This is a genomic window from Pseudoalteromonas phenolica (genome assembly GCF_044788725.1).
GTDB lineage: Bacteria > Pseudomonadota > Gammaproteobacteria > Enterobacterales > Alteromonadaceae > Pseudoalteromonas > Pseudoalteromonas phenolica_C.
On the sequence record NZ_CP173161.1, the window covers coordinates 548,828 to 569,742 of the forward strand.

Annotated in this window: 16 protein-coding genes and 1 pseudogene; 10 read left to right on the plus strand and 7 right to left on the minus strand. The window is 39.0% G+C overall.

All coding sequences use genetic code 11. The features are described from left to right. Positions 1–146 precede the first annotated feature (146 nt). The 3 genes from ACH784_RS02500 to ACH784_RS02510 all read left to right on the plus strand — a co-directional run bounded on the left by ACH784_RS02500 (position 147) and on the right by ACH784_RS02510 (position 4,208). Positions 147–1,283 carry a PleD family two-component system response regulator gene (locus ACH784_RS02500; protein WP_404393270.1) on the plus strand — a complete coding sequence of 379 codons (1,137 nt, stop codon included), beginning with the start codon at positions 147–149 and terminating at the stop codon, positions 1,281–1,283. Positions 1,284–1,375: 92 nt separating this feature from the next. After that, positions 1,376–2,155: a class I SAM-dependent methyltransferase gene (locus ACH784_RS02505; RefSeq protein WP_404393272.1), complete on the plus strand. Its 780-nt coding sequence runs from the start codon at positions 1,376–1,378 to the stop codon at positions 2,153–2,155. 130 nt (positions 2,156–2,285) lie between these two features. Further along, complete coding sequence (locus ACH784_RS02510) at positions 2,286–4,208, plus strand: methyl-accepting chemotaxis protein (protein ID WP_404393274.1); 1,923 nt, start codon at positions 2,286–2,288, stop codon at positions 4,206–4,208. Positions 4,209–4,286: 78 nt separating this feature from the next. Here ACH784_RS02510 and ACH784_RS02515 read toward each other — a convergent pair whose 3' ends face one another. Beyond that, positions 4,287–5,528, minus strand: coding sequence for a helix-turn-helix domain-containing protein (locus ACH784_RS02515; protein WP_404393276.1), 1,242 nt, complete (start codon positions 5,526–5,528; stop codon positions 4,287–4,289). Between the two features lie 178 nt (positions 5,529–5,706). Between ACH784_RS02515 and ACH784_RS02520 the strand changes: the two genes are divergently transcribed. From ACH784_RS02520 to ACH784_RS02550, 7 genes and pseudogenes are all read left to right on the plus strand, one after another. Continuing rightward, positions 5,707–6,537, plus strand: coding sequence for a DUF2306 domain-containing protein (locus ACH784_RS02520; protein WP_404393278.1), 831 nt, complete (start codon positions 5,707–5,709; stop codon positions 6,535–6,537). Between the two features lie 107 nt (positions 6,538–6,644). Beyond that, positions 6,645–6,962: a hypothetical protein gene (locus tag ACH784_RS02525; protein WP_404393280.1), complete on the plus strand. Its 318-nt coding sequence runs from the start codon at positions 6,645–6,647 to the stop codon at positions 6,960–6,962. Positions 6,963–7,687: 725 nt separating this feature from the next. Beyond that, positions 7,688–8,578 carry a DUF1837 domain-containing protein gene (locus tag ACH784_RS02530; protein ID WP_404393282.1) on the plus strand — a complete coding sequence of 297 codons (891 nt, stop codon included), beginning with the start codon at positions 7,688–7,690 and terminating at the stop codon, positions 8,576–8,578. Next, complete coding sequence (locus tag ACH784_RS02535) at positions 8,575–11,118, plus strand: DEAD/DEAH box helicase (protein ID WP_404393284.1); 2,544 nt, start codon at positions 8,575–8,577, stop codon at positions 11,116–11,118. The genes ACH784_RS02530 and ACH784_RS02535 overlap by 4 nt, the downstream gene beginning before the upstream one ends. A gap of 71 nt (positions 11,119–11,189) precedes the next feature. Continuing rightward, positions 11,190–12,287 (plus strand): hypothetical protein, encoded by a 1,098-nt coding sequence (locus ACH784_RS02540; protein ID WP_404393286.1) that lies wholly within the window; start codon positions 11,190–11,192, stop codon positions 12,285–12,287. Between the two features lie 216 nt (positions 12,288–12,503). After that, a pseudogene (locus ACH784_RS02545) lies at positions 12,504–12,893 on the plus strand (DUF3427 domain-containing protein); the annotation flags it as partial. Positions 12,894–12,949: 56 nt separating this feature from the next. Next, a protein-coding gene (locus ACH784_RS02550; protein WP_404393288.1) for an IS3 family transposase occupies positions 12,950–14,103 on the plus strand; the annotation gives its coding sequence in 2 pieces (ribosomal slippage) (positions 12,950–13,196 and positions 13,196–14,103; 1,155 coding nt in all). Between the two features lie 182 nt (positions 14,104–14,285). Here the strand turns inward: ACH784_RS02550 and ACH784_RS02555 are convergent. From ACH784_RS02555 to ACH784_RS02580, 6 genes are all read right to left on the minus strand, one after another. Further along, a complete protein-coding gene (locus tag ACH784_RS02555) occupies positions 14,286–14,573 on the minus strand; it encodes a helix-turn-helix transcriptional regulator (protein ID WP_404393290.1) in 288 nt (95 codons plus the stop codon). After that, the gene (locus ACH784_RS02560; protein WP_404393292.1) at positions 14,570–15,904 is read right to left on the minus strand and encodes a tyrosine-type recombinase/integrase; all 1,335 of its coding nucleotides are present in this window, start codon (positions 15,902–15,904) and stop codon (positions 14,570–14,572) included. Before ACH784_RS02560 ends, ACH784_RS02555 begins: the two co-directional genes overlap by 4 nt. A gap of 794 nt (positions 15,905–16,698) precedes the next feature. Continuing rightward, a complete protein-coding gene (locus tag ACH784_RS02565; protein WP_404393294.1) occupies positions 16,699–18,075 on the minus strand; it encodes a family 16 glycosylhydrolase in 1,377 nt (458 codons plus the stop codon). 352 nt (positions 18,076–18,427) lie between these two features. After that, complete coding sequence (locus ACH784_RS02570) at positions 18,428–18,625, minus strand: hypothetical protein (RefSeq protein ID WP_404393296.1); 198 nt, start codon at positions 18,623–18,625, stop codon at positions 18,428–18,430. A 1-nt stretch (position 18,626) separates the two neighbouring features. Then, the gene (locus ACH784_RS02575; protein ID WP_404393298.1) at positions 18,627–19,823 is read right to left on the minus strand and encodes a tyrosine-type recombinase/integrase; all 1,197 of its coding nucleotides are present in this window, start codon (positions 19,821–19,823) and stop codon (positions 18,627–18,629) included. Positions 19,824–20,005: 182 nt separating this feature from the next. Beyond that, positions 20,006–20,881 (minus strand): YicC/YloC family endoribonuclease, encoded by an 876-nt coding sequence (locus tag ACH784_RS02580; RefSeq protein WP_138477970.1) that lies wholly within the window; start codon positions 20,879–20,881, stop codon positions 20,006–20,008. Positions 20,882–20,915 lie beyond the last annotated feature (34 nt).

Sequence of the window (20,915 nt, forward strand, 5' to 3'; positions counted from 1 at the left end):
ATTGAAAATTTGCAGAATAATTGCACATAGTTTGATGTAGTTATAAAAATAAAAGCGCCCGAGGGCGCTTTTGTGCTTTTTGGGGTTCGCAAAATTATTAACTCAGGCTATGCTATTTAAAGACATGATTTATTAAGGGAAATGGTATGAGCAGACTGGTGCTGGCTATCGATGACGACAAGTTAGTGCATAAGATCATCGAAGACGCGTTGGCTGAAAGCTGTAAATTAATCCGAGCTAAAAATGGTGACGAAGGATTGCGGTTAGCCCTTAAATATCAACCTGATATTATTCTTCTAGATGTAGAAATGCCCGGTATGAATGGTTTTGAAGTATGCGAAAAGCTAAAAAAATCTTCAGAGACGAGTGCAATTCCTGTGATGTTCTTATCATCACGCACTGATATTTCAGAGCGTATGCGCGGTTATAATTCTGGTGCGGCCGACTACATTGTAAAACCTTTTAACCGAGAAGAATTGCTTGCCAGAATTAATGTACTTGATGACTATCGCCAAGTATCTCAACGTTTAAAGCAAGATATGGAGCAAGCGCAGATCACCGCTGAAATCGCCATGACAGATTCGGGCGATATGGGTCGCATTATGCGCTACGTTGGTCAGTCGTATCATGCCCATGATTTAGATAGCTTATCGAGCTTTTTCTTTGAGTTCTTTATTCCGTTACAACTTGAAGTCGCAGTGGCTTTTTGGCATCAACAAGGTGAAGTGTTTAAATCAGCTGAAGGCGCCATTCAGCCGATTGAACAAGAGTTACTTGAGCAAAACCGTGACGGAAGTCGTTTTGTTGATTTTGGTCGTCGTACCATTATTAACTATCCAAAAGTGTCTTTGCTTATTAAAAATATGCCCACTGATGATCCCGCAATGTACGGACGTTACAAAGACTTATTGCCACATATTCTTGAAGCTACCAATGCCAAAATTCAAGATATGGAAGAGAGCGAGCAAGCGCTTAATCAAGTGGAGCAAATTGGACAAGTGTGTGATGATATCGCGCAGCAATTGGTGTTTTTAGATATGCACCACAGCACGCAATCAGACAATCTTCAGCAATTACTGATCGCTGAAGAAGTGGCAAATGTAGAGCAATTAAAAGAAGTCTCACAGCATTTTGCCTTTATGAATGAAGAGATTGGCGTAATAAAGCAGAAGCTGGCGTTAATAACAGAAACGCGTGAGGCATTACACACTAGTTTAAATAAGTTGAATCAGCCTTGGACAGAAGAACAAGTAGCTTCTCAAGATGATATTGAGCTGTTTTAAGCTCCATCTTCTTAATTAAGTATTATTGAGCGTTGGTATAAATAGCGGTTTCAACGTTATAATGGGCAAGCTGTTCTTGAAGGAGTTTGCCCTTGCTTATCCATACCCCCTATCCTGAAAATCGTCCTTATCTTGATGAAATCGAAAAACGCTTTGAATTAGCCAAATGGGCAGAGCAGTGTAGTAGCGATGGTGTACCCAATAAAACTCTGTTCAAGTTGCAGTTTGATGAGCATGGACTACAACTTTTTAAAAGTGATGAACCAAAGCTAGGTGCTATTCGAGTTGACTTTGTAACTGGGGCCAGTGCACACCGACGTAAATTCGGCGGTGGCAAAGGTCAAGCAATTGCTAAAGCCGTTGGGCTAAATAAAGGTGCAACGCCGCACGTACTTGATGCGACAGCGGGTTTAGGTCGAGATGCTTTTGTATTAGCTGCGCTAGGTTGCAAAGTGACTATGCACGAACGTCACCCAGTGGTTGCAGCATTACTCTACGACGGTCTACAGCGTGCTTATCAAGATACCGAAATAGGTGAGTGGATGAAGGCGCAAGTGGGTATGGCGTTTGGTTCTAGTCATGACCTTTTAAATAGTACCGCGGTTGAACCTGATGTGGTGTATCTTGATCCTATGTTTCCACATAGAGAAAAGTCGGCACTGGTGAAAAAAGAAATGCGTGTGTTCCAATCTTTAGTGGGAGACGATCACGATGCAGATGCATTACTATCCTTTGCTATGCAATTGGCGAGTAAACGCGTTGCCGTGAAACGTCCTGACTACGCGCCATTCCTCGATGAGCAAAAGCCAAGTATGCAAATCACCACTAAGAAAAACCGCTTTGATGTCTATGTAAAAGCAGCCATGAAGTAGAGCTGAGACTCTAAGTGAAGTAGGTAAAAAGTATGCTTTTTACCCTTATGCATTCTTGTTGAACAAATTACATCAAACTGTCATAAAAGAGTAATACGCTAGCGCCGAAATTTGAAACAAAGGGGGTGTTATGCGTGTTTCTGTTTTTACTCGATGGCTAGCAATTTTGCTAACGTCGGCAAGTTTATTTTTAGCTGGCGTGTTGTTTTGGGCGTCGAATCTTCTAAGCACATTAGATCAGCAGAATACCGGATACAACCAACTTAAAAACGCTGTGCTGGTGGAGTTATCTGGCAGCATCGAAAGCTACCTCAGTACTGGAGACAGCCAGTATTTAACTCAGTCTTCTGAGATCATTAAAAAGCTCAAACAAGCGCATATCAGTCAACTACCAGACGAACTTGCTAACACTATGCATACCAAGTTAGATGCCCTCGATACAGATATTAATGGCAAGTATCGCGCGATTGGTAAGTTATCGGGTAATGAAATGGCGTTACTTGATAATGCATTAAGACAAATGAGTGGCTCTGCGTCTTCGCTAATAAGCTATGCGTCGAAAGCTGATGACAACCCTGTCAAAACACAATATTACGCCTTGGCATCTGATTATTTTCAAGCTGTGAATCAGTTGAGTATTTTTACTTATCACTTGTCTATAAACACTGATGCAAATACACAAACCAGTCTGCAAAACAGTATTTCGACACTGCAATCTATTGCCAATAAAATCGAACGTTTAGAAAACCTAGGGGTTATGAGTGAAGTCGATGAAGATGCGTTGTTTTTTGGCGAAGAAGCTGAAGATCTGGGAGATGAGATAAAGTCAGAATTAAGTAGCTGGGCTAACCGCTTTGGTAAAGATGTGCAGAACACCCTAACGCAATCTCAATCACGACAAGTGGGAATTAAAGCGCTACGTAGTGATATCCAAACCTTGATTGATATTGTTCTATCCGCTGAAAATGACTTAAAAGCCAGTCAAGATGCCTTGAAAATGAACGTGCTTATACTATTTAGTGTGGCGATTGGTTTGTTAATTTTACTCGCTGCGGGTGTTTACTTTGTACAGCTTAGTCAGGTACTTAACCCATTACGTCAACTCAGAGATGGTTTTGCTGACTTAATTAACTCTAATGAGATGAAGCAGATCCACAGTAAAAACCCAGACACTGAAGTGGGTGAGATAGCAGGCTACTTTAATCAGCTCATTCAGCGCCAGCAACTTGAAGCGCAAGAGCGCCAAGAAATGCTGACACTAGTAAACGAGTTTATGGCCCAGATGAGTCAAAACCTATCGCAAATAAGTCAGCAGTCAGAAAACACCTACAACCAAGTAGAGCAAACTCAGGGGCTGCTACACAATATTAAAGACTTGGGGGAGCAAGCCAACGATATTAACGCTCAGGTATCTGATAATGCCAATAGTACCTTCGAAGCCATGTCACAAAGCGTGCAGTTTGCCGATGCAATGCTAGAAGCGAGTTCTTCAACTGAGCAGCGTGTAGAACAAGGGCAAGATAGCTTAAATGAGTTATTAAAAGGCGTGTCTGATGTGGGCACTGTGGTTGAAATGATCCGTACCATTGCAGAGCAAACCAATTTATTAGCACTGAATGCAGCTATAGAGTCGGCCCGAGCTGGCGAACACGGTCGTGGCTTTGCCGTTGTTGCCGATGAAGTGAGAAAGCTGGCGCAGCAAACGCAAGATTCACTGTCTGACATTCATCAACAGTTAAATACCTTAGGCGAAAACTCTAAGAAAGTATCGGAGCAAATGGGTGCACTTTCACAAGACGCACAAGCCCAAACAGAACATGCACAAGAGTTAAAACGTAACTCTGAAGGGGTAGCTGAAAGTGCGCAAACCGCTAACCAAGTAGCGAGTCATGCTATGGAGCTCGCACAGCAGCAAAGTAGCTTAGTCGATAACTTCAGCCAAGCAATGCGCAATATGAAAGATCAGGTGAATAGCTCAAGTCAGCAAGTTAACGATATTCAAACTGAACTACAGCAGCAGATGGTGCAAGTAAGACAGAGTTTGGGTTTGTAATACAATCAACGGGAAGACAAAAGCCGAGCAAAATTAAGCTCGGCTTTTTTATTTCTGCTTTATATTTGTTTGCTAAATCTAAGTATTTTTAATATGGCGCTTTTTAAACTCACTCGGCGTGAGTTTAGTATGTTTTTTAAATGCACTATAAAACGCTGATTTAGAATTAAAGCCTACTTGCATGGCGATATCTAGAACCGTTAGTTCTGACTCTAATAGCAGCTTTTTTGCTGCCACAATGCGTTTATGATTCACATAATCAAAAAAGTGAGTCGATAAGGTTTCGTTTAGCGTTTGTGAAATATAATTAGGCGACGTATGAATGTGTTTGGCAAGTTTTGGTAATGAGAGGTTTGCATCCAAATAAAGGTGCTCTGAGGTCATCGCCGCTTCCATTTTCTGTGCGATGTTTTCTGCCATCTCAGCAGTGAGAGCTGAGCGTTTGTATTTCTCAGAAGAAACATTTTCAAATTGTTTAACTTGGCTGTTTTCATTATCTACAGCTAAAGACGCTTGATGTTCAAAATCAACCGACTCGGTAGAAAATAGCTCTTCAAAGCCCGGTTTTTGTCTTAATCCCCAAGTGGCGACAAAGCAAACCGTAATGAGTAAAACAAACTGAAAGGTATCTTGTGTATATTCACTGGCGATAAACAAATTATCGAGTAATAAATTCACCGTAGCGAAAGCCCAAGCAATGCCTACAAACAGCAGTAAGCCACTTAGCCATCTGATCTCTTTCGCTTCGGTCGAAGCAAATACCTGTTTCAATTGGTTTCTATAGTGCTGTAGACGCTTGATGATTTTAATCAGATAAAACGCTGACTGTGCGATCCAGCCCAAAACCAGCATAAAAGTGGCAATCAGCAATCCGTAGATGAAGTTTCTAAACAGTGCCGATTTCTGTTCGAGTATCGCCATGTCACCCTTACCAAGCAGGTTGTAATGAATATCAGCGGGTAGTAAAAAGGTGATAAGGCTAATCAGTAATCCAAGCCAAGGAAGAACTAAATGCCGTGTATCGGCTTTTTCAAATCGCCAAGGTGCATTGTGCGTTAAGCCTTTTACATATAGCCAAAAGCAGGGCGCGATCAGTAATAAAGCAGGCAGTGCCAGCGTTAAGGTTGAAAGCTGTAAAGCGGGTGCGAGTGCTTTTAGACTTGGCTGACAAATGACAATCGCGATGCCAATAAAGCTCGAAGCGAGCGGAAAATAAGTGTGGTTTTTGTCGGTTCGAACAACCAGTAAGTTAGCGCTAAAGAATAAAACACTCAAAGTCGCAATATTAATTGCCAGTAAATTTAAATCAGAGGCTGGCATATAGTAATCCTTTTTTATCCTTACTTTACAGTTGGTTAGTTTTATTCTTATGGTGTTCTATTGGTTAGGCGAAGTTCAAAAATGGTCTTCGACAAAGTCTTAATCAATAGGCCTGAACGACACACTAGCATTGATATTACAAGATTGTCTCAAGCAAAACGACAAACAAGGCAATGTTATGAACTTAATCACTGCAAATAAAAATCAACGAGAATCACAGCTAGTAGACCCAAACTGTCAGGCAGCTCCATCATTAAGTAATTCAAATGCAGTTCACTGTAGTCAGAAAAAAAGTAATCACAAAACAAGTATTCACAAAATAAGTCCAAGTAATTGGAAAGCAGTCAGCCTGTTATTCTTTTTAATTGGCCTGCCCGCTATACCTGCAGTTTTTATTGTCGCACTGGTTTTACTCGGCACAGGTGCAATTGCGGAGGCATCAGGTTTGATTAATGCCCGTTATTTTGAACTCCCAGCAGCAATTTTGGTACATGGGGTAAGCGGTATTGTTTTCTTCTTTTCATTGCCTACTCAGTTCTCAACTCGATTACGCATAACTCGACCTAAGATGCACAGCGTAATGGGGCGCTTGGCAGTTTTGTCTGCGTGCGTCATGGCAATATCTGGTGTGTGGATGCACCTAGTATTTTCACCAACAGACTTAGGTGCGCGATTTATATCCTTGGTGATTGTCGCCATCGCCATTTGTATTAGCTTCAGTACAGCTATTGTACTTGCAATGAAGAAAAACATCGCCGCCCACAAGGTATGGATGACACGCGCCGTCGCAGTGACTTTAGCTGTGGTAACACCGCTATTTTTAGAATTGATTTTAAGTTTGTTTATCGATGTAAGCAGCCCGATTGGAGAGGTTGCTGTCAGCGTACTACACGACTACGACCGTTTGATTGGATTAGTTTTAAATCTGCTGGTAGTAGAGGTGTTAATGGCTAAAAAGCGCTTTCATTTATCTGTAGAAAATATGAAATGTGTCACTCAGTTTAAGTAAAACTGCGAATATTGTTTAATAAATTTTTAGTTGTTTTGTCACTAAAGTTATTGAGTATATTTAGCGCTGATTTTCAGCATGTTTTTTTTAATTTAAGGATAAAAGTAATGAAAAAACTAGCATTAACTTTAGCGCTATGCTTGGTTTCTATAACTTCTGTACAAGCAAAAGTAGTCACTTGCGAAGATAAAATTGACTCAATTACAGTTCAACCAAACAATGATGTGTGGATTTGGTTTGAATATGAAGATACCGCAAAATTAAAGGCAAACCACTCTCGCCGTTATGAGTTACTTGGTCGTGCTTATATTGCAATGGCAAACAACGAGACGGTACGTTTTAAAATCGATAATGGTGAGTTGAGTTCGATTAAGTGTCACGATTTAGACGGTGGTTTTAGTACTTTAATTGATATCGTAAATTAATTTCTAGAATCCAGATTTAGAATTTAAAAAGTTTTATTTGATTAGTACTAATTTATAACTGAAGAAGACTAAAAAAGCCCGGATAATCTGGGCTTTTATGTAAGATGCTGACAGTATTACAGCGATACTCAATATTCTGGATCTCAACGAAGAACAATATCCAGAGTGCCTCTGCAGCCCAATAAAATCAAGTCTTTCAGCAATGTCGTCTTGGCAAGATTAACACTGAACTACCACTCGCGCTACCATTTTTATTTGAATAATGGAAACTCATACTACCCTTTAACGACTTGTTCTTTACACGTTAAGGTCGCCTTTGAACTTACAGCGAATAACGGCCTGTGACTGGCTTCAAATAATCAAGAACAAAAATCTGTATATAAAAACATTTATAAGTAAATTTGTCTCAAAAATTTGTGAAAATGGCACGTTATGTAACCTATATTATGGCTAGAATAAGTTGCAAATAAAGGTAAATCTTTGAAACTGTTATATGTACAAGTCACATATCATGCGATCTAAGGCTCTAATATCCCAATGCACGCCCTCCAAAAATTAATTTACTTAGACATCAAAAAATTTACCTGTTAACCTTATGACTTTATTAATAAAAAGCCAATTTACATTTTTTGCAATTTCATTTTCGGCTTAACCCGAAATGCAATCTAATAAACTGTTACATGCTTCCAACCATAAACACAGTTCTAATCAAATAAGTTTTGAATATGGATGACGAAACAATAAAAAATCTATTAACTAATGTTGATTCTTTAATAAATCACACTTGCCACTTTACGTTTGATTTAACGAATCCAGAAGGAAAAACCCATAAAGGCGTGTGTGTAAACTATACGGACTTGCAAGAACGAAGAAGTGATTTTTTACGGGAATTAAAAAATACTGTATGTAGCTGGGTTTATGGAAAAGATAAATATAATACTCTTTTCCAAAAAGAATTAGCGAAAAGAGGCCATGACTATCAAAATGCTTCATCCCATATAGATAGTTTGGCACGAGACAAATTCAGAAAGGGGATTCCACAAGGCCAATTTGGTGAATTATTGTTATTCAATTTCCTGCAGTATTTTTTTAAAGCTCCTGCCTTGTTAAGAAAAATGCCTTTGACCACTAGTAGAGGTCATGAGCGTTTTGGGGCTGATGCCATTCACTACAGAAAAAAAGACAAAGAAAACGTTATTTTTATTGGTGAATCCAAAGCTTATAAATCAAATTATAAATTCAAACAAGCATTTTCCGAATCTCTCAGCAGCATAATTGATACTTATAACTCTTTACAACAAGAGTTGTTATTATATACATATGATGACTTCATTGATCCGCAACTACAAGATATTGCTGAGAAACTAAAGGATGGTGAATTAGAGAATGTGAGATATGAACTTGTCTGTCTAATCTCATACAATGAATTAAAGAGTCCTCTTGCAGATTGTGAAAAAGAAATAAAAGAAAAGATAGAAAGCATTATTCTTGAGAGGTTTTCATCGTTAGACTCGGAAATGACAAAAGATATAAGTAGGCCATTAATTCAAAGAGTTCACTATATAGTATTTCCTTTTTGGGATTTTGACGGGATGCTGGAAGGTTTTGATTCATGACTAATATATCCCATTCACAAAAACAGATTGTAAACAAACTTTTAAAAGTTGAACATAGAAATTACGCAGCAACTCTTGGACTGGTCGATACTCCTAAACTTTACCTTGAAAGAAAAGAATTGGCAGAAGCTATATCGGTCGTTGATAGGTTGTCGAGAAATGATCAAGAGTTTGCAAAACGTGTGGCAATATTGACAATTGCTTTATCTTGGGAATACTCAAGCAAAGATTATAAAGATTCACTTCGAGAAATATATATCACAGCATTGACTCGTATGGGTATAGCTCCATCAACAGTGTTAGTTGATGAAAACTACAAAAATGAAGGTATCTATAGTCCATTTAGTAGTTACATCAATAAGCTCTCAGTTATTGCAAATCAATTAAAGTATGAAGTTAATATCAGCGAAAAAACCTATTTATTAACAGATTTTCAAAAGAGTGTTTGGGACTCAATTGACACCAACAAAGTTGTTTGTATATCAGCTCCAACATCGGCTGGAAAATCATTTTCAATATACTTAAAAATTATTCAAAAGCTGACACAAGAATATAAAAATGTAGTTTATGTTGTTCCTACAATAAGTCTTGTTAACCAAGTAACAAAAGACCTTTCAAACTTGGTCAAAGAATTTAATCTTCATGACACTGAGATTTATACTCACATTCAAGAAGTACAGCCAGAAAAGTATATCTATGTATTGACACAGGAAAGAGCCATATCAGGATTCAGTGAAGAAACTCACTTTGAAAACTTAGATATATTAGTTGTAGATGAAGTTCAAAACATTGAACGTGTTGCAAATGATGGCGATCAGAGATCAAAAATCTTATATGACTTCCTGAAAGAGATAAAACATCAGACTAATACTAAAAGAATTATTTTAAGTGGACCTAGGCTAAAAAATGTAGGCAATCTCGGGTTTGATATATTTGATGAAGTGTCTTATGAAGCAGAAACAAAAGTACCTCCAGTAGTCAACATTACCTATTCAGTATCAAAATTCAAAGGGAAGTTCTACTTCAATCAGTACAGTGACATTTCCGAAGAACCAAATTCTATTATTATTCAGCACAATGAACAAATTAAAGGCTTAGGAGGAACACTATACAATGATAACTTCCATAGCTATCTAGATTTTGTAATCAGTCGCATAAGCAATAAAAGTAATTTAGTATTTTCTCCAACAGCCAACCAAGCGCGAAAAACAGCTATTTATCTAGCCAATAACGCACAAGCTAAAAATAGAGAGCAAGTTGAGTCATTGGCTGAATATATTGCAGAGTTTGTACATAAAGACTATGACTTGGTTGGGCTAGTAAGGCATGGGATCGCTTATCACACAGGTAAACTTCCACTTCACGTTCGATCTGCCATTGAAGACTCATTTTCAAATGGCATTATAAATAACATTGTTTGTACGACAACATTGATGCAAGGAGTGAACTTCCCTGCTTCAAACATAATTGTAAGAAATCCATACCTCTTTACTAAGAAAATGAAAAATAGGGATAATGTTAAACTATCAAACTATGAGTTTTCAAACTTACGAGGTCGAGCAGGGAGACTTCTTAAGGAATTTATTGGTAGAACTATAGTACTTGATGAATCTTCATTTGAAATTGAACAAGAGAACGAAACCCTCTTTGAACATACCGAAAAAGAGTTAAGTACGGGCTATAGTGAGTACTACGAGAAATTTAAAGAAAATATCGATCGTTCAATTGAAAACGACACTTTTGTAGAAGATGGTAAAGAGAAGCATCTCATCACGTATATAAGACAAACTATATATAGGCATAGAGAAAACAGTTATGCTCGCCTTCGAGAGGTAGGCATAAATATCAGTAAAGAACAAATCCTAAAAAACATAGAAACTCTAGATTCTTTAACTATTCCATCTGGTGTTATATATAAGAATAGGTATTGGGATCCATTTGATCTTGAAGTCATATACCAAGGTCTCAGAAAGAACATGATTTGTAAGTTGCCGACCAACATATGGGATAGAAATACTCTTGATTCTTTAAAAAGCGCAACTATAACATTTTCCAAAATTATGCCTTATTACTTCAATAGGTACATTTCAAACCCAACGAAAGATAGTGACCAATTAGATAAATATATCTGGAGTATCTGCAAATATGCTACAGATTGGGGAAGAGAAAACCTCCTTCGAGATATATTAAGAGAGCGCAATTTTACTAATGACGCTAGTGATCAAATAGATAAAGCAGTAAAAACTATCTCATCGAAAGTGTGTTTTGGTTTGCCTATGCTACTAAAGCCATTGTCGGATATGTCAGAAGATGAGAACTCCATACTAAGTATTATTGAAAATGGAGCTTACAGTAAGGTTACTAAATACCTTATCGCTAAAGGAATTCCAAGAGACACTGCTATTTATATTAAACAAACCGCTCTGAAGGATATTGATCAAGAAGATCCTGACTATCGGCAAATAAAGAAAAAAATATCAGATTTAAGAGATCATGTTTCACCTTGGGTATTCAGCCAAATTGAAAGTGCAGGCATGTAACAAGTAAATCAGGTGACGCCTAAGAACATCTGTTTTTGGCGTTGGTATTTCAATCAAACCAAGGAATATAAATGGCACAAGGTGTAGTTTCAGATAACTGGTCTCTTCAAGATATAACAAATTTATTTTCGCGAGGCATGGACGACAGTAATGCTGACGAAATAATAATTAAAGAACAAACTCATGTTTATAATCCTGTTTCATTTGCATCTATACAAACAGAAGCGCTTTTTGATTTTTTGACTGATTTAGTTCTCAGAGATGAAATTTTAGTTGAAGAGAAGTTCGAACATTCGTGGATCAATTCAAATAGCCCTATTTTAAAAGCAAAAGAGTTAGGAGTAGTTAGGAGTTATCCTTTTTTAAGTGATTCAATTAAATTAGTTGCTCCTAGAGAGAGAATACTTGAGCATATGTGCTCTACAGAATCACTTAGACTTGCTCATAAAGAAAATGTTGATAGCTGGGGAAAAAATAAGCAGGTAAAGCATGGGCTTTTATCTGCAACAATGTGGGGAGGTGCAGGTATGTGCGCCCGTAGTTTTGTATATGAAAAAAGCTATACTCCGCATCCTTTGAGAAAACGATTTTTTGTAAATTCAGGGTTTATGCTCCCGGCTGGAGATGCCCTTCATCAAGTAACATCATTTTTAAATGATGAGCAAATGAAAGTATCAAAAAAAATTTATGGTGCTGATTCATTGTATTCTTTGTTTGTAAATTTGCCTGCTATTCCATTAAGAATAATTCAAGAGGCATCATCAATAAATCAGTTTGTAGATCTAGCATTAGAATTGAGAGATGATTTTTCTAAACTTCGAGAATGGCTGAAACAGTTTCAAAATGCACTAACAGATGATGACATAAAAAAAATAAATAAGTATAGAAAAGAGTTAGACTCAGTTGCTCAATATGTAAATGCAAAGATAGGTCTAGGAGCTAGTGGAAAACCAGTTACTATGGAAGCTGGGGTCGGTATATTTAAAATAGCAACGCAATCAAATCCTATAAATATTTTAAAAAATCAATTTGGCATTAGGGCTACACTAAATAAGCTTATATTTGGTTCGAATGGGAAGCCTGAGATAAAAAAATATATTCGTATGTTTGAACAAAGTAATACAGCAGTTGGCTATGAAATAGAAAAGCACTTTACAAAAAAAGCCTAACAAAGCGCTTAAGCAATAGGGCATATAGCAGTTTGCTAGTTTTTGTTTCGCTTCAATTTTAGCCAACTATTATTTAGCCGTTTATTACAACGTTGCCATTGGTAGCTTGATGCACAAAGAACTCGTGATTCTCCATAAATGAGTTAGATCTAAGCTCTCATATATTCCAATACACTGTGAATATTATGTTTCATAACAGGGATAGGACGAAATTCAATGAATCAAACAGGAATATACGAACAACTTATCACTAACCTAATTTCAGGTCGTCTAAATCACGATAAGTTTTATGTTGGTGAGCGTGTTTTGGAGCAATCGGAGGCGGCAATTTGGTTGTCTCGTTTTTTAAATCGTGTAATTGAATATGCTGTTAATTGCTTACCATCCGGAGATGATCAACTTCAGCGTCAAATTGAGTTGTCGAATCAACTAATTCTATGGCTTAAAGATAAACTGCAGGATGACGAGTTTTTTGATGAAAACTTGCTTGAAGGTCAGGGCAAAATACTCACCGCTTTATACGAAATAGAAAACCCCGTTTCCGCCGATCTTAAAAAGTACGTTGAAGATATATTCCCGCTAACCGGCCTTACCCAAAGTGATCTGATCCAATAGTTTTGGACACCTCATTAAGTGAGTAAACTAACTCACAGAGGTGAATAATGACATCCCCAAAGAAAACCAGAAAAACCTATTCAGTCGAATTTAAAGAAGAAGCCCTAAAGTTAGCTTCTAAAGTTGGAGTCGCACAGGCTGCACGCGAGCTTAGCATTTATGAGTCTCAACTTTACGCATGGCGAAGCTCGGCACAAAAGAAAGCATCTACATCTGAACGAGAAAGCACTCTAGCCACAGAAAATGCAAAGCTAAAACGCCAATTGGCTGAACAAGCCGAGGAGCTAGAAATACTAAAAAAGGCGGCCACCTACTTCGCGAAAAACCAAAAGTAGCCAGATTTGAGTTTATTAAAGACAATCTCGGGTCATTCTCCATTGTCAGAATGACCCGTGCATTGTCTGTTTCGCCAAGTGGGTATTATTCATGGTTGAAGACTTGTCAGCAGCCAAGCAAGCGAAAGCAGGCACAGCAAGTTCGTGATGAAAAAGTCAGACACATTTTTGATGACAGTAAAGAGCGAGATGGTGCTAGACGTATTCAAGCAGAGCTTGAAGAGCAAGGCCATAGGCATGACATTAAAACCATTGCCAGCAGCATGGAGCGTCAAGGGTTAGTCGCTAAAGCAGGACGTAAGTTTAAAGTCACAACGGATAGCAAACATTCGTTGCCTATTGCACCGAATGTGCTAGAGCAGAACTTTACTGCCGAGAAACCAAATCAAAAATGGGCGGGTGATATCACCTATCTAATGACAAGCGAAGGCTGGTTATATCTGGCCGTTATCATCGATTTGTATTCTCGCTCAGTGATTGGCTGGTCGATGAGTAACCGAATGACCTCTACGTTGGTGTGTGATGCTCTGCAAATGGCGCTATGGCGTCGTGGAAAGCCTAAGAATGTCATCGTTCATAGTGACCGTGGCAGTCAGTATTGCTCTCACGTTTATCGAGACTTGATTAAGAAGAACGGTTTAATCCAAAGCATGAGCCGTAAAGGCAACTGCTGGGATAATGCCTGTGTTGAAAGCTTCTTCCATTCGATGAAAGTTGAAGCCATTCAATATGAGCCGATTATGAACCGAGAAACCATGCGTCAGCACATATTTGAGTACATCGAAATTGATTATAACAAGAAGAGAAGGCATAGTGCCTTAAGCTATTTAAGCCCTGAAAGATTTGAACAATTGAATGTCGCTTAATGCAGTGTCCAGTTTTACTGGATCAGATCAATAGGGCACAGGTTTTCAATTGAAGTGTTTTCTGCGAGGTATTGCAGAAACATACTCATATAAAGTGTGAATGCTTTGATTTAAAAAGAGAATAGATGAATAAAACCCTGCAATATCTCGCAGGGTTTTGAACACGACTCTAAGAGCATGTATTAAAACTCGAACGTCATTGTGCAAGGTATTGCAGGATAGGATGTCATAGCACTTCCAGACCAATTGTAAATTTGGTCAGAATTATTCGATTCCTCTATGGCTTTCATCGCTAAATATTGCTCAATAGCTTCACGACTCCATAAGTTTTTTTTGCCGACCTTCCGATCTGGTTTGGGAAATTTTCCCGCTTTCATTTGGCCATAAAGCCAAGATTTTTCGTACTTAAGAATCGCAAGTACTTCATTAAACGTCAGTGACGGTTCAACTTTTTTAAATAGTAAACTCATGACTCGGTGCTCTCATTAGCTCGTTTGATTAAGGTTTCTATCAAGTTTGATAAGTCTATTGCTGCGTCTTTTCTTTTTGGGTACAGATGAAGAGCATCATGTAGATACTTCTTTTTGGAATGGGTAATGTATGAATCCCCAACGTCATCTGGAATCTCAAGATTACTAAGTAAGGTTCTAGTCGTGTGCCTAAGTTCATGCACCACAAATTTTAGATCTGAAGCAATTCGAGTTATAAATTTGTTAAGCGTTGAGGCGCTAATATAAGGAGATTTGCTGGCAGACGTTCTCGATGGTAGCAAATACTCTGAACCATTATTCAACTCCACTAGTCGGTCTAAATATTTTTTCATGAGAGGAGTAATAAACTTAGCTCTTATAGCGCCAGTTTTTGTTGTTTGCTGTACCCAGCACATGTCTTCTTCAAGTTTTAATCCTCCTTTTAGAGGAATTATCTCCTTTCGGAACTCTGAGATTTTTGCTTTCACGAGTTCCATTTTTCTAGCGCCAAATAGAAGTAATAAGTACACGGCGCACACATTAGCTGGCTCAGATTCCATGCTCTTTTCTAGTCGTTTAACTAATGTGGCTAACTCTAGCATTACTAGTGCTCTACGATTGCTATGAGGTTTATAGCCAATGTCTTTGGCTTTAATAGTAGCGGCCACATTTTTCTTAATTATTCTATATTGAACACCTAACTCTAAAACTCTCGTTAGCACATACAGTAAAGAGTTAGCTAATGCAGCATAATCGTCTAGATCTTCACAATGTTCACAAACACTGTACATTGAACAGAGAGGGCACTGTGACTGCGGAGATTTTTCGTAGACCTTATTCATTACTCTTATGATGTGTTTCCTATCAATGCAGGTGACAAGAGTTTCACCAATATAACTTTGTGCATATTGTTGGTACTTCTTCTGAAGAGCTGGAAGTTCTTTTAACGGCTCTTTGCCTGTAGGAAAGTTGATTTCGTCGTGATGTAAGAAAAACTCACACGCTAAGTCATTGAGAGTCTCGATAGAGTTAATACGCTGTTGTAATTCAGTAAATTCTTGATCTACAAAACCATGAGTAAGCATGGAATTCTCATACTCCCAACAGTCGGATAAGGCTTTTTCTACACAGTAGTTCTTAGTTAGTTTACCCAGAGTGATATAAGGCCGTTTTCCTCGTACTTGCTTACGAAATACGGCAGTCACATCACCATCTGTTGATTTCACGTACAGACAGTCATATAGCTTGGTAAGCTTAAAGTTCTTGCCTTGTTCCAGTTCAAGCTTTTTTAACTGCGTTTTTGCACGCTTCACGCGTTTTTTTAGTTTCAACGTTTTCTCCATCGTTATTTTTGTCGATGGCTGGAACATATACTGGCAAGGAGTTGTACGGAATTATGACTATAACGCTCAAAATCTTGTTTAGTGGTGCAGTTATTAGGAATGCAAAGAGAATTCAAAAGAGCTTGAACTGGTGCAGGCCTTGTTTAGCGGTGGCTAGCGAGGGAGTACGATAAAAAAGTATCGGTTGTATTTTAATTAGGAGTTGAGTCAGGTAATAGCAGAGCTTTTCAATTATATTATCAACTCAATACAAATGCGGTTTAGCATTCCTTTAATTTACGGCAATTAACTCCGTAAATTTCCCTATTTATAAACTGGTTTTCTTTCTATCTAACTGATTTAAGGCAGTTCATGTTTGTTACTACCTATCTGTAGAGATTTAACATATTTGAGTTCTGAACCAGTTGTGTCCAGATTTGATTGTGCCCCAAGACGTGTTTAGGCGAATTACTCAAAAGAGCGAAAAGTGGAAGTTGAACCAACTTAAATTGTCGGTCTGCTATAGACAAGGAGCGGACATTCAATGATTAGTTTAGTACTCTGATTTCAAATGGCGCTTTCGCCGCAAAGCCACCTTTGTGCAGCAAATAAAAAGCTCATGCCGTTCTTGTTTCTTCGAGCATACGGCAGATCTGTGGCTTCAATCTGACTGTCAGAATTTTTTATACAAGCTCCACATAATACGTAACCATTAGTCGACAGAGCTACAGAACAATATCTTGCATATCAGCAAAACGCAGACGTTATCGGTGTTAAGGTGGCTTTTGATTGGTCTCTAAACCTTATTCAGCTAGCTGATACACTCTCACATAATCAACTTCCATTTGAACAGGAAATATATTGTCGTCAATTGGCCCGCCTGCTCTTCCCCAGTTTCCACCGATAGCTAAGTTTAAAATAAGGTGATATGGATGGTCGTAAGGCCAAGCCTTCCAACCAGTTCCCTCGTTTATGTAAGTGAAATATAGCTTGTTATCTAGAAATATATGGATATGGTCTGGTGTCCATTCAACTGAATAGAGGTGAAATCTTTTATCCAAATCCTCTTGAATAATACTGCCCTTTCTCTGTTCCCAGTTTATCCAATAATAGGCCTTGTTATGAACAGTTCCCCATACTGTTCCCATGTCATGGCCAACATGCTCCATGATATCTATCTCCCCAGAATTTGGCCACGCATCACAGGTTCTGCTTCCCTGCCAATCCTCATTGGGTCTGCATGTAGTAGAATATTTGTAAGGATCGCTTGGTAGCATCCATATCGCAGCCCAAGTGCCTTGCCCACGGGGAAGTTTGGCGCGGATGTCGGCTTTGCCGTAGAGAAAGTCACCTTTGCCTTTTGAATGAATGCGGCCAGAGGTGTATGCAGCGCCTTCGAAGTCCTCTTTGTGAGCTTCAATAATCAACTTGCCATCAGCAAGTCTGATATTTTTCGCTCTAGCAGTATAAGCTTGGTCTTCGCTATTAACTTTGAATGCTGGCCAAACATCTATCGACCACTTGCTCTCATCGAGACTATTACCTTCAAACTCATCGTACCAAATCAAGTTCCATTTTCTGGTGTCATCATTTGTTTTGCGCACAACGAGCGCACTCAAAATTGGCTTTCCTGTCGTTGCTTCAAACCTTATTTTTAATCTTCCGTCAGTCACTTTTACGTTTGAAACAGCAGTGACCAAACCTGACTTATGCTTGCCATCCCGTGCAAGGCGAACATTCAAATCATTTATTACCAGCTCGTCTTGCGCAATTACATCGAACAAACGTCCGTCCATGTCAATATCGAAGGGCTCTGCGAAATGAAAAACTATATTGTATTCACCATTTTCGAGAGGATAGTCGATAGCGACATCACCCTCTCTATATGATTGATACAAAACACTATCCTGAGAGCCTAAAATTTTATCTATTTCACCCCGAATTCCACCACTAACATACTGTTCAGCTTTATAGTGTATACCGTCTAGCCCAATGTAATCCTTACCACCTACATTTACCGCCCACACAACATCTGAATTATGAAAAGTATTGGTTTGCTTGTAAGTCTGAGATTCAGATTCATTCAGAAATTCGCCGTTTAGACCAGTTTGGTACTGACCAAACGTTTCTACGGCAAAGAATAGACAACAAAAAACGGCAGACCAGCTTGTTAGTTTCATAAAAATCACCTTAGAAACAGTTTTCGTTAGTGCTAGTGGTTCATCGAATAGTCATTAAGATTAATATAAAAGTCTAGAAAAGAAAAACAACTGGACTACTGTTGCTTATTATCAGTGGACTTATAAATTGATTTACAATAAGTCCGCTAATATCCCTTACTTGCCACCTAACGCCACCAAAAAGCGACCGTCCGAAATACGTACAAAGAAGATCCTCGCCTGTGAGAACGTGACGGGCTGCAAATGGCACACAACTGTCCTTCGTCCATAACACGTTTCTGTGCAAAATTGAGCTAGTTGATACTTTTAACTAGGCTGCTACTAGCTAATTAAACCGAAATTCAGCTTTCACTTAATTACATGGATACCAGTGGTTTCCTTGTTTTTGGATCTTTCCTCTATTACACGCCCTAATTAAAGCACGCCTAACCGTTTTTTCTTCCAGCATGGGAAAAGTTTGAACGATATATTCTGTGGTCGGCGGATAACCATCCCAATGCTTAAGATCTTGGATTGTTTCGATGATTCTTTTATCTGTTAGTCGTTTCATATCATTGCTCCTTGCTAGGTAAGCATTCACAAAAGGTTGTCGATAACATCAACAGAGCCTCACGTTTTTCTGGCAAGAAAGAGTACTTGTTATAGATGTGCTGCATCTTTGGTAGTTTATGGTTTAAGCAAATCTCAGCGACCTGATCGGATACGCCTAGTTTTGCTAGCAATGTTCTTGTTGTTCTGCGGATATCATGTGGTGCTAGTGCAAACGGTAGATTTAGATTCTTGAATGCGTGGTTTAAGGTATCGTGGTAGACATGAGGTATACGGCTTTGCTTTCTTGCCGGAAACACGTACTCGCTGCCACAGGCTCTTATTTTTAGTTCATCAAGCCAAACGATGACTTGTGGTGAGAGTGGAACTAAGAACTCTCGGCGCGGTTTTGTGCGCTCCGCTGGAATTGTCCACAACAACTCGTCAAAGTCGAATTCTTCCCACTTAGCGCCTAACAGTTCCATCTTTCTAGTTGCCGTACAAAACAGCAAGCAGGTTGCTAGGTAGTTATCTCTACTAAAGGCGGTGCCTGCTGCTTCGGCTATGTCGAAAAACTGTCTGATTTGTTTTTCATTTAAATAGGTATCCTTTGGCCTTTCTTCGCCGCCTGCGTCCATTGCCGTGAAGGATAGGGCTAGGTTGTGGCGAATTAAATCGAGCTTAACAGCATGTTTAAATAACGCCTTCAATAAATAAAGTGACTTATTAGCAATGGATGGCCTCGGTGCTTTTGTTCGTGTGCCTTTTTTGATTTTCTGCAGTACATCTGAAATCTCCAAGCCGTTTATTTCTTTAATTGAGCGGTTACCTAATGGCTGCTGTAAATTCATTTCATAAAGACGCTTTAAACGATCTGCATGTGCATAACGAGACTCAATGATTGTTTCGAAGTAATGTTCAAAGACTGCATTTAAGGTATTACGTGCTTGAAACTCTGCTTTACGTTTTTCCATTAAAGGGTCGATGCCGTTTGCAAGCTGGTGGCGAAAAAATAAGACTTTCTGTCTTGCCTCTTTTAAAGAAATAGTTGGATAGGCGCCAATAGCGATCACCGAACGTTTTCCGTTAATTTGATAACGGAAATTAAAACTCGCATATCCAGATTTGGTGAGTGAAAAAAATAGGCCATCTTTATCGGCAATTCCGCGGGTTGGTTCAGCCTTTTTGATGATAGATTTGAGTATGGTCTCAGTTAACATATATATCCTCCAAACTTGTAGGGTTATTTGGACGACATTGGTGACTTGAGAGAGCGAACTACCACTCGCACTACCACTTTTTTGCATTTTTGGCCTAAATTATTCAAAATAATTTGGACACTAAAAACACAAAAGCCCAGTATTACTGGGCTCTAGCGGAGGTGTTTGGACTCAAATGGATATTATTCTATATTTTGTATCTGCTCGCGCATCTGTTCAATTAACACTTTAAGTTCAACCGCTGCATTGGTGATCTCTGTGTTGATTGACTTTGACGCTAGGGTGTTTGATTCACGGTTAAACTCTTGCATCATAAAGTCTAAGCGACGGCCACATGCGCCACCTTTCTTTAAGATTTTGTTTGTTTCTTTAACGTGAGACTTTAAGCGGTCTAGCTCTTCAGCGACGTCTTGTTTTTGCGCAAGATAAATAAGTTCTTGCTCAAGGCGGCCTTCGTCGATGTCTGTTTTAAGTTCATCTAAACGGCTAGTTAGCTTGTCGCGCTGCCATTTAGCCACTTCTGGCATATGACCTTCAACAATCGCCACTTGCTCGATGATGGCATCGAGACGTGTCGTGATCATGGCTTCAAGGTTTTCACCTTCACTTGCGCGCGCCGCTTTGAAATCTTCAACCAGTAAATCAAAACCAGCAAGTAGCTCGCTGTTTACTGTGTCTAAATCGATTTCTTCGGCTTCCATTACGCCCGGCCAACGTAAAATATCAACTGGGTTGATGGTGCTTACCGCTTGGTCGCCATTGCTTTGCGACTGAACCCACTGGGCACTTTTAATTAACTGTTGTGCCAGAGTCTCGTTGATAGACAATTCGCCAACATGGGCTGGGTTGGCTGCAAACTTTAAGAATACTTCAACCTTGCCACGTTGTAGGTGCTTGCGAAGGCGTTCGCGTATTACCGGCTCCATACCGCGAAATTGTTCAGGTGCTCGGATAAAGGTTTCTAGGTAACGCTGATTAACTGAGCGGATTTCCCAAACCCCTGTGCCCCATTCACCTTTAACTTCTCGGCGTGCGTAGGCGGTCATACTGTGGATCATGTAAAGATTCCTAAAATCATAAAATTAAAACCGA

Bases quoted from the DNA above. Each gene is read 5' to 3' on its own strand.
- ACH784_RS02500 (WP_404393270.1), top strand. From the start codon at position 147: ATGAGCAGACTGGTGCTGGCTATCGATGACGACAAGTTAGTGCATAAG.
- ACH784_RS02510 (WP_404393274.1), top strand. From the start codon at position 2,286: ATGCGTGTTTCTGTTTTTACTCGATGGCTAGCAATTTTGCTAACGTCG.
- ACH784_RS02515 (WP_404393276.1), bottom strand. From the start codon at position 5,528: ATGCCAGCCTCTGATTTAAATTTACTGGCAATTAATATTGCGACTTTG.
- ACH784_RS02520 (WP_404393278.1), top strand. From the start codon at position 5,707: ATGAACTTAATCACTGCAAATAAAAATCAACGAGAATCACAGCTAGTA.
- ACH784_RS02525 (WP_404393280.1), top strand. From the start codon at position 6,645: ATGAAAAAACTAGCATTAACTTTAGCGCTATGCTTGGTTTCTATAACT.
- ACH784_RS02530 (WP_404393282.1), top strand. From the start codon at position 7,688: ATGGATGACGAAACAATAAAAAATCTATTAACTAATGTTGATTCTTTA.
- ACH784_RS02535 (WP_404393284.1), top strand. From the start codon at position 8,575: ATGACTAATATATCCCATTCACAAAAACAGATTGTAAACAAACTTTTA.
- ACH784_RS02540 (WP_404393286.1), top strand. From the start codon at position 11,190: ATGGCACAAGGTGTAGTTTCAGATAACTGGTCTCTTCAAGATATAACA.
- ACH784_RS02555 (WP_404393290.1), bottom strand. From the start codon at position 14,573: ATGAGTTTACTATTTAAAAAAGTTGAACCGTCACTGACGTTTAATGAA.
- ACH784_RS02565 (WP_404393294.1), bottom strand. From the start codon at position 18,075: ATGAAACTAACAAGCTGGTCTGCCGTTTTTTGTTGTCTATTCTTTGCC.
- ACH784_RS02570 (WP_404393296.1), bottom strand. From the start codon at position 18,625: ATGAAACGACTAACAGATAAAAGAATCATCGAAACAATCCAAGATCTT.
- ACH784_RS02575 (WP_404393298.1), bottom strand. From the start codon at position 19,823: ATGTTAACTGAGACCATACTCAAATCTATCATCAAAAAGGCTGAACCA.
- ACH784_RS02580 (WP_138477970.1), bottom strand. From the start codon at position 20,881: ATGATCCACAGTATGACCGCCTACGCACGCCGAGAAGTTAAAGGTGAA.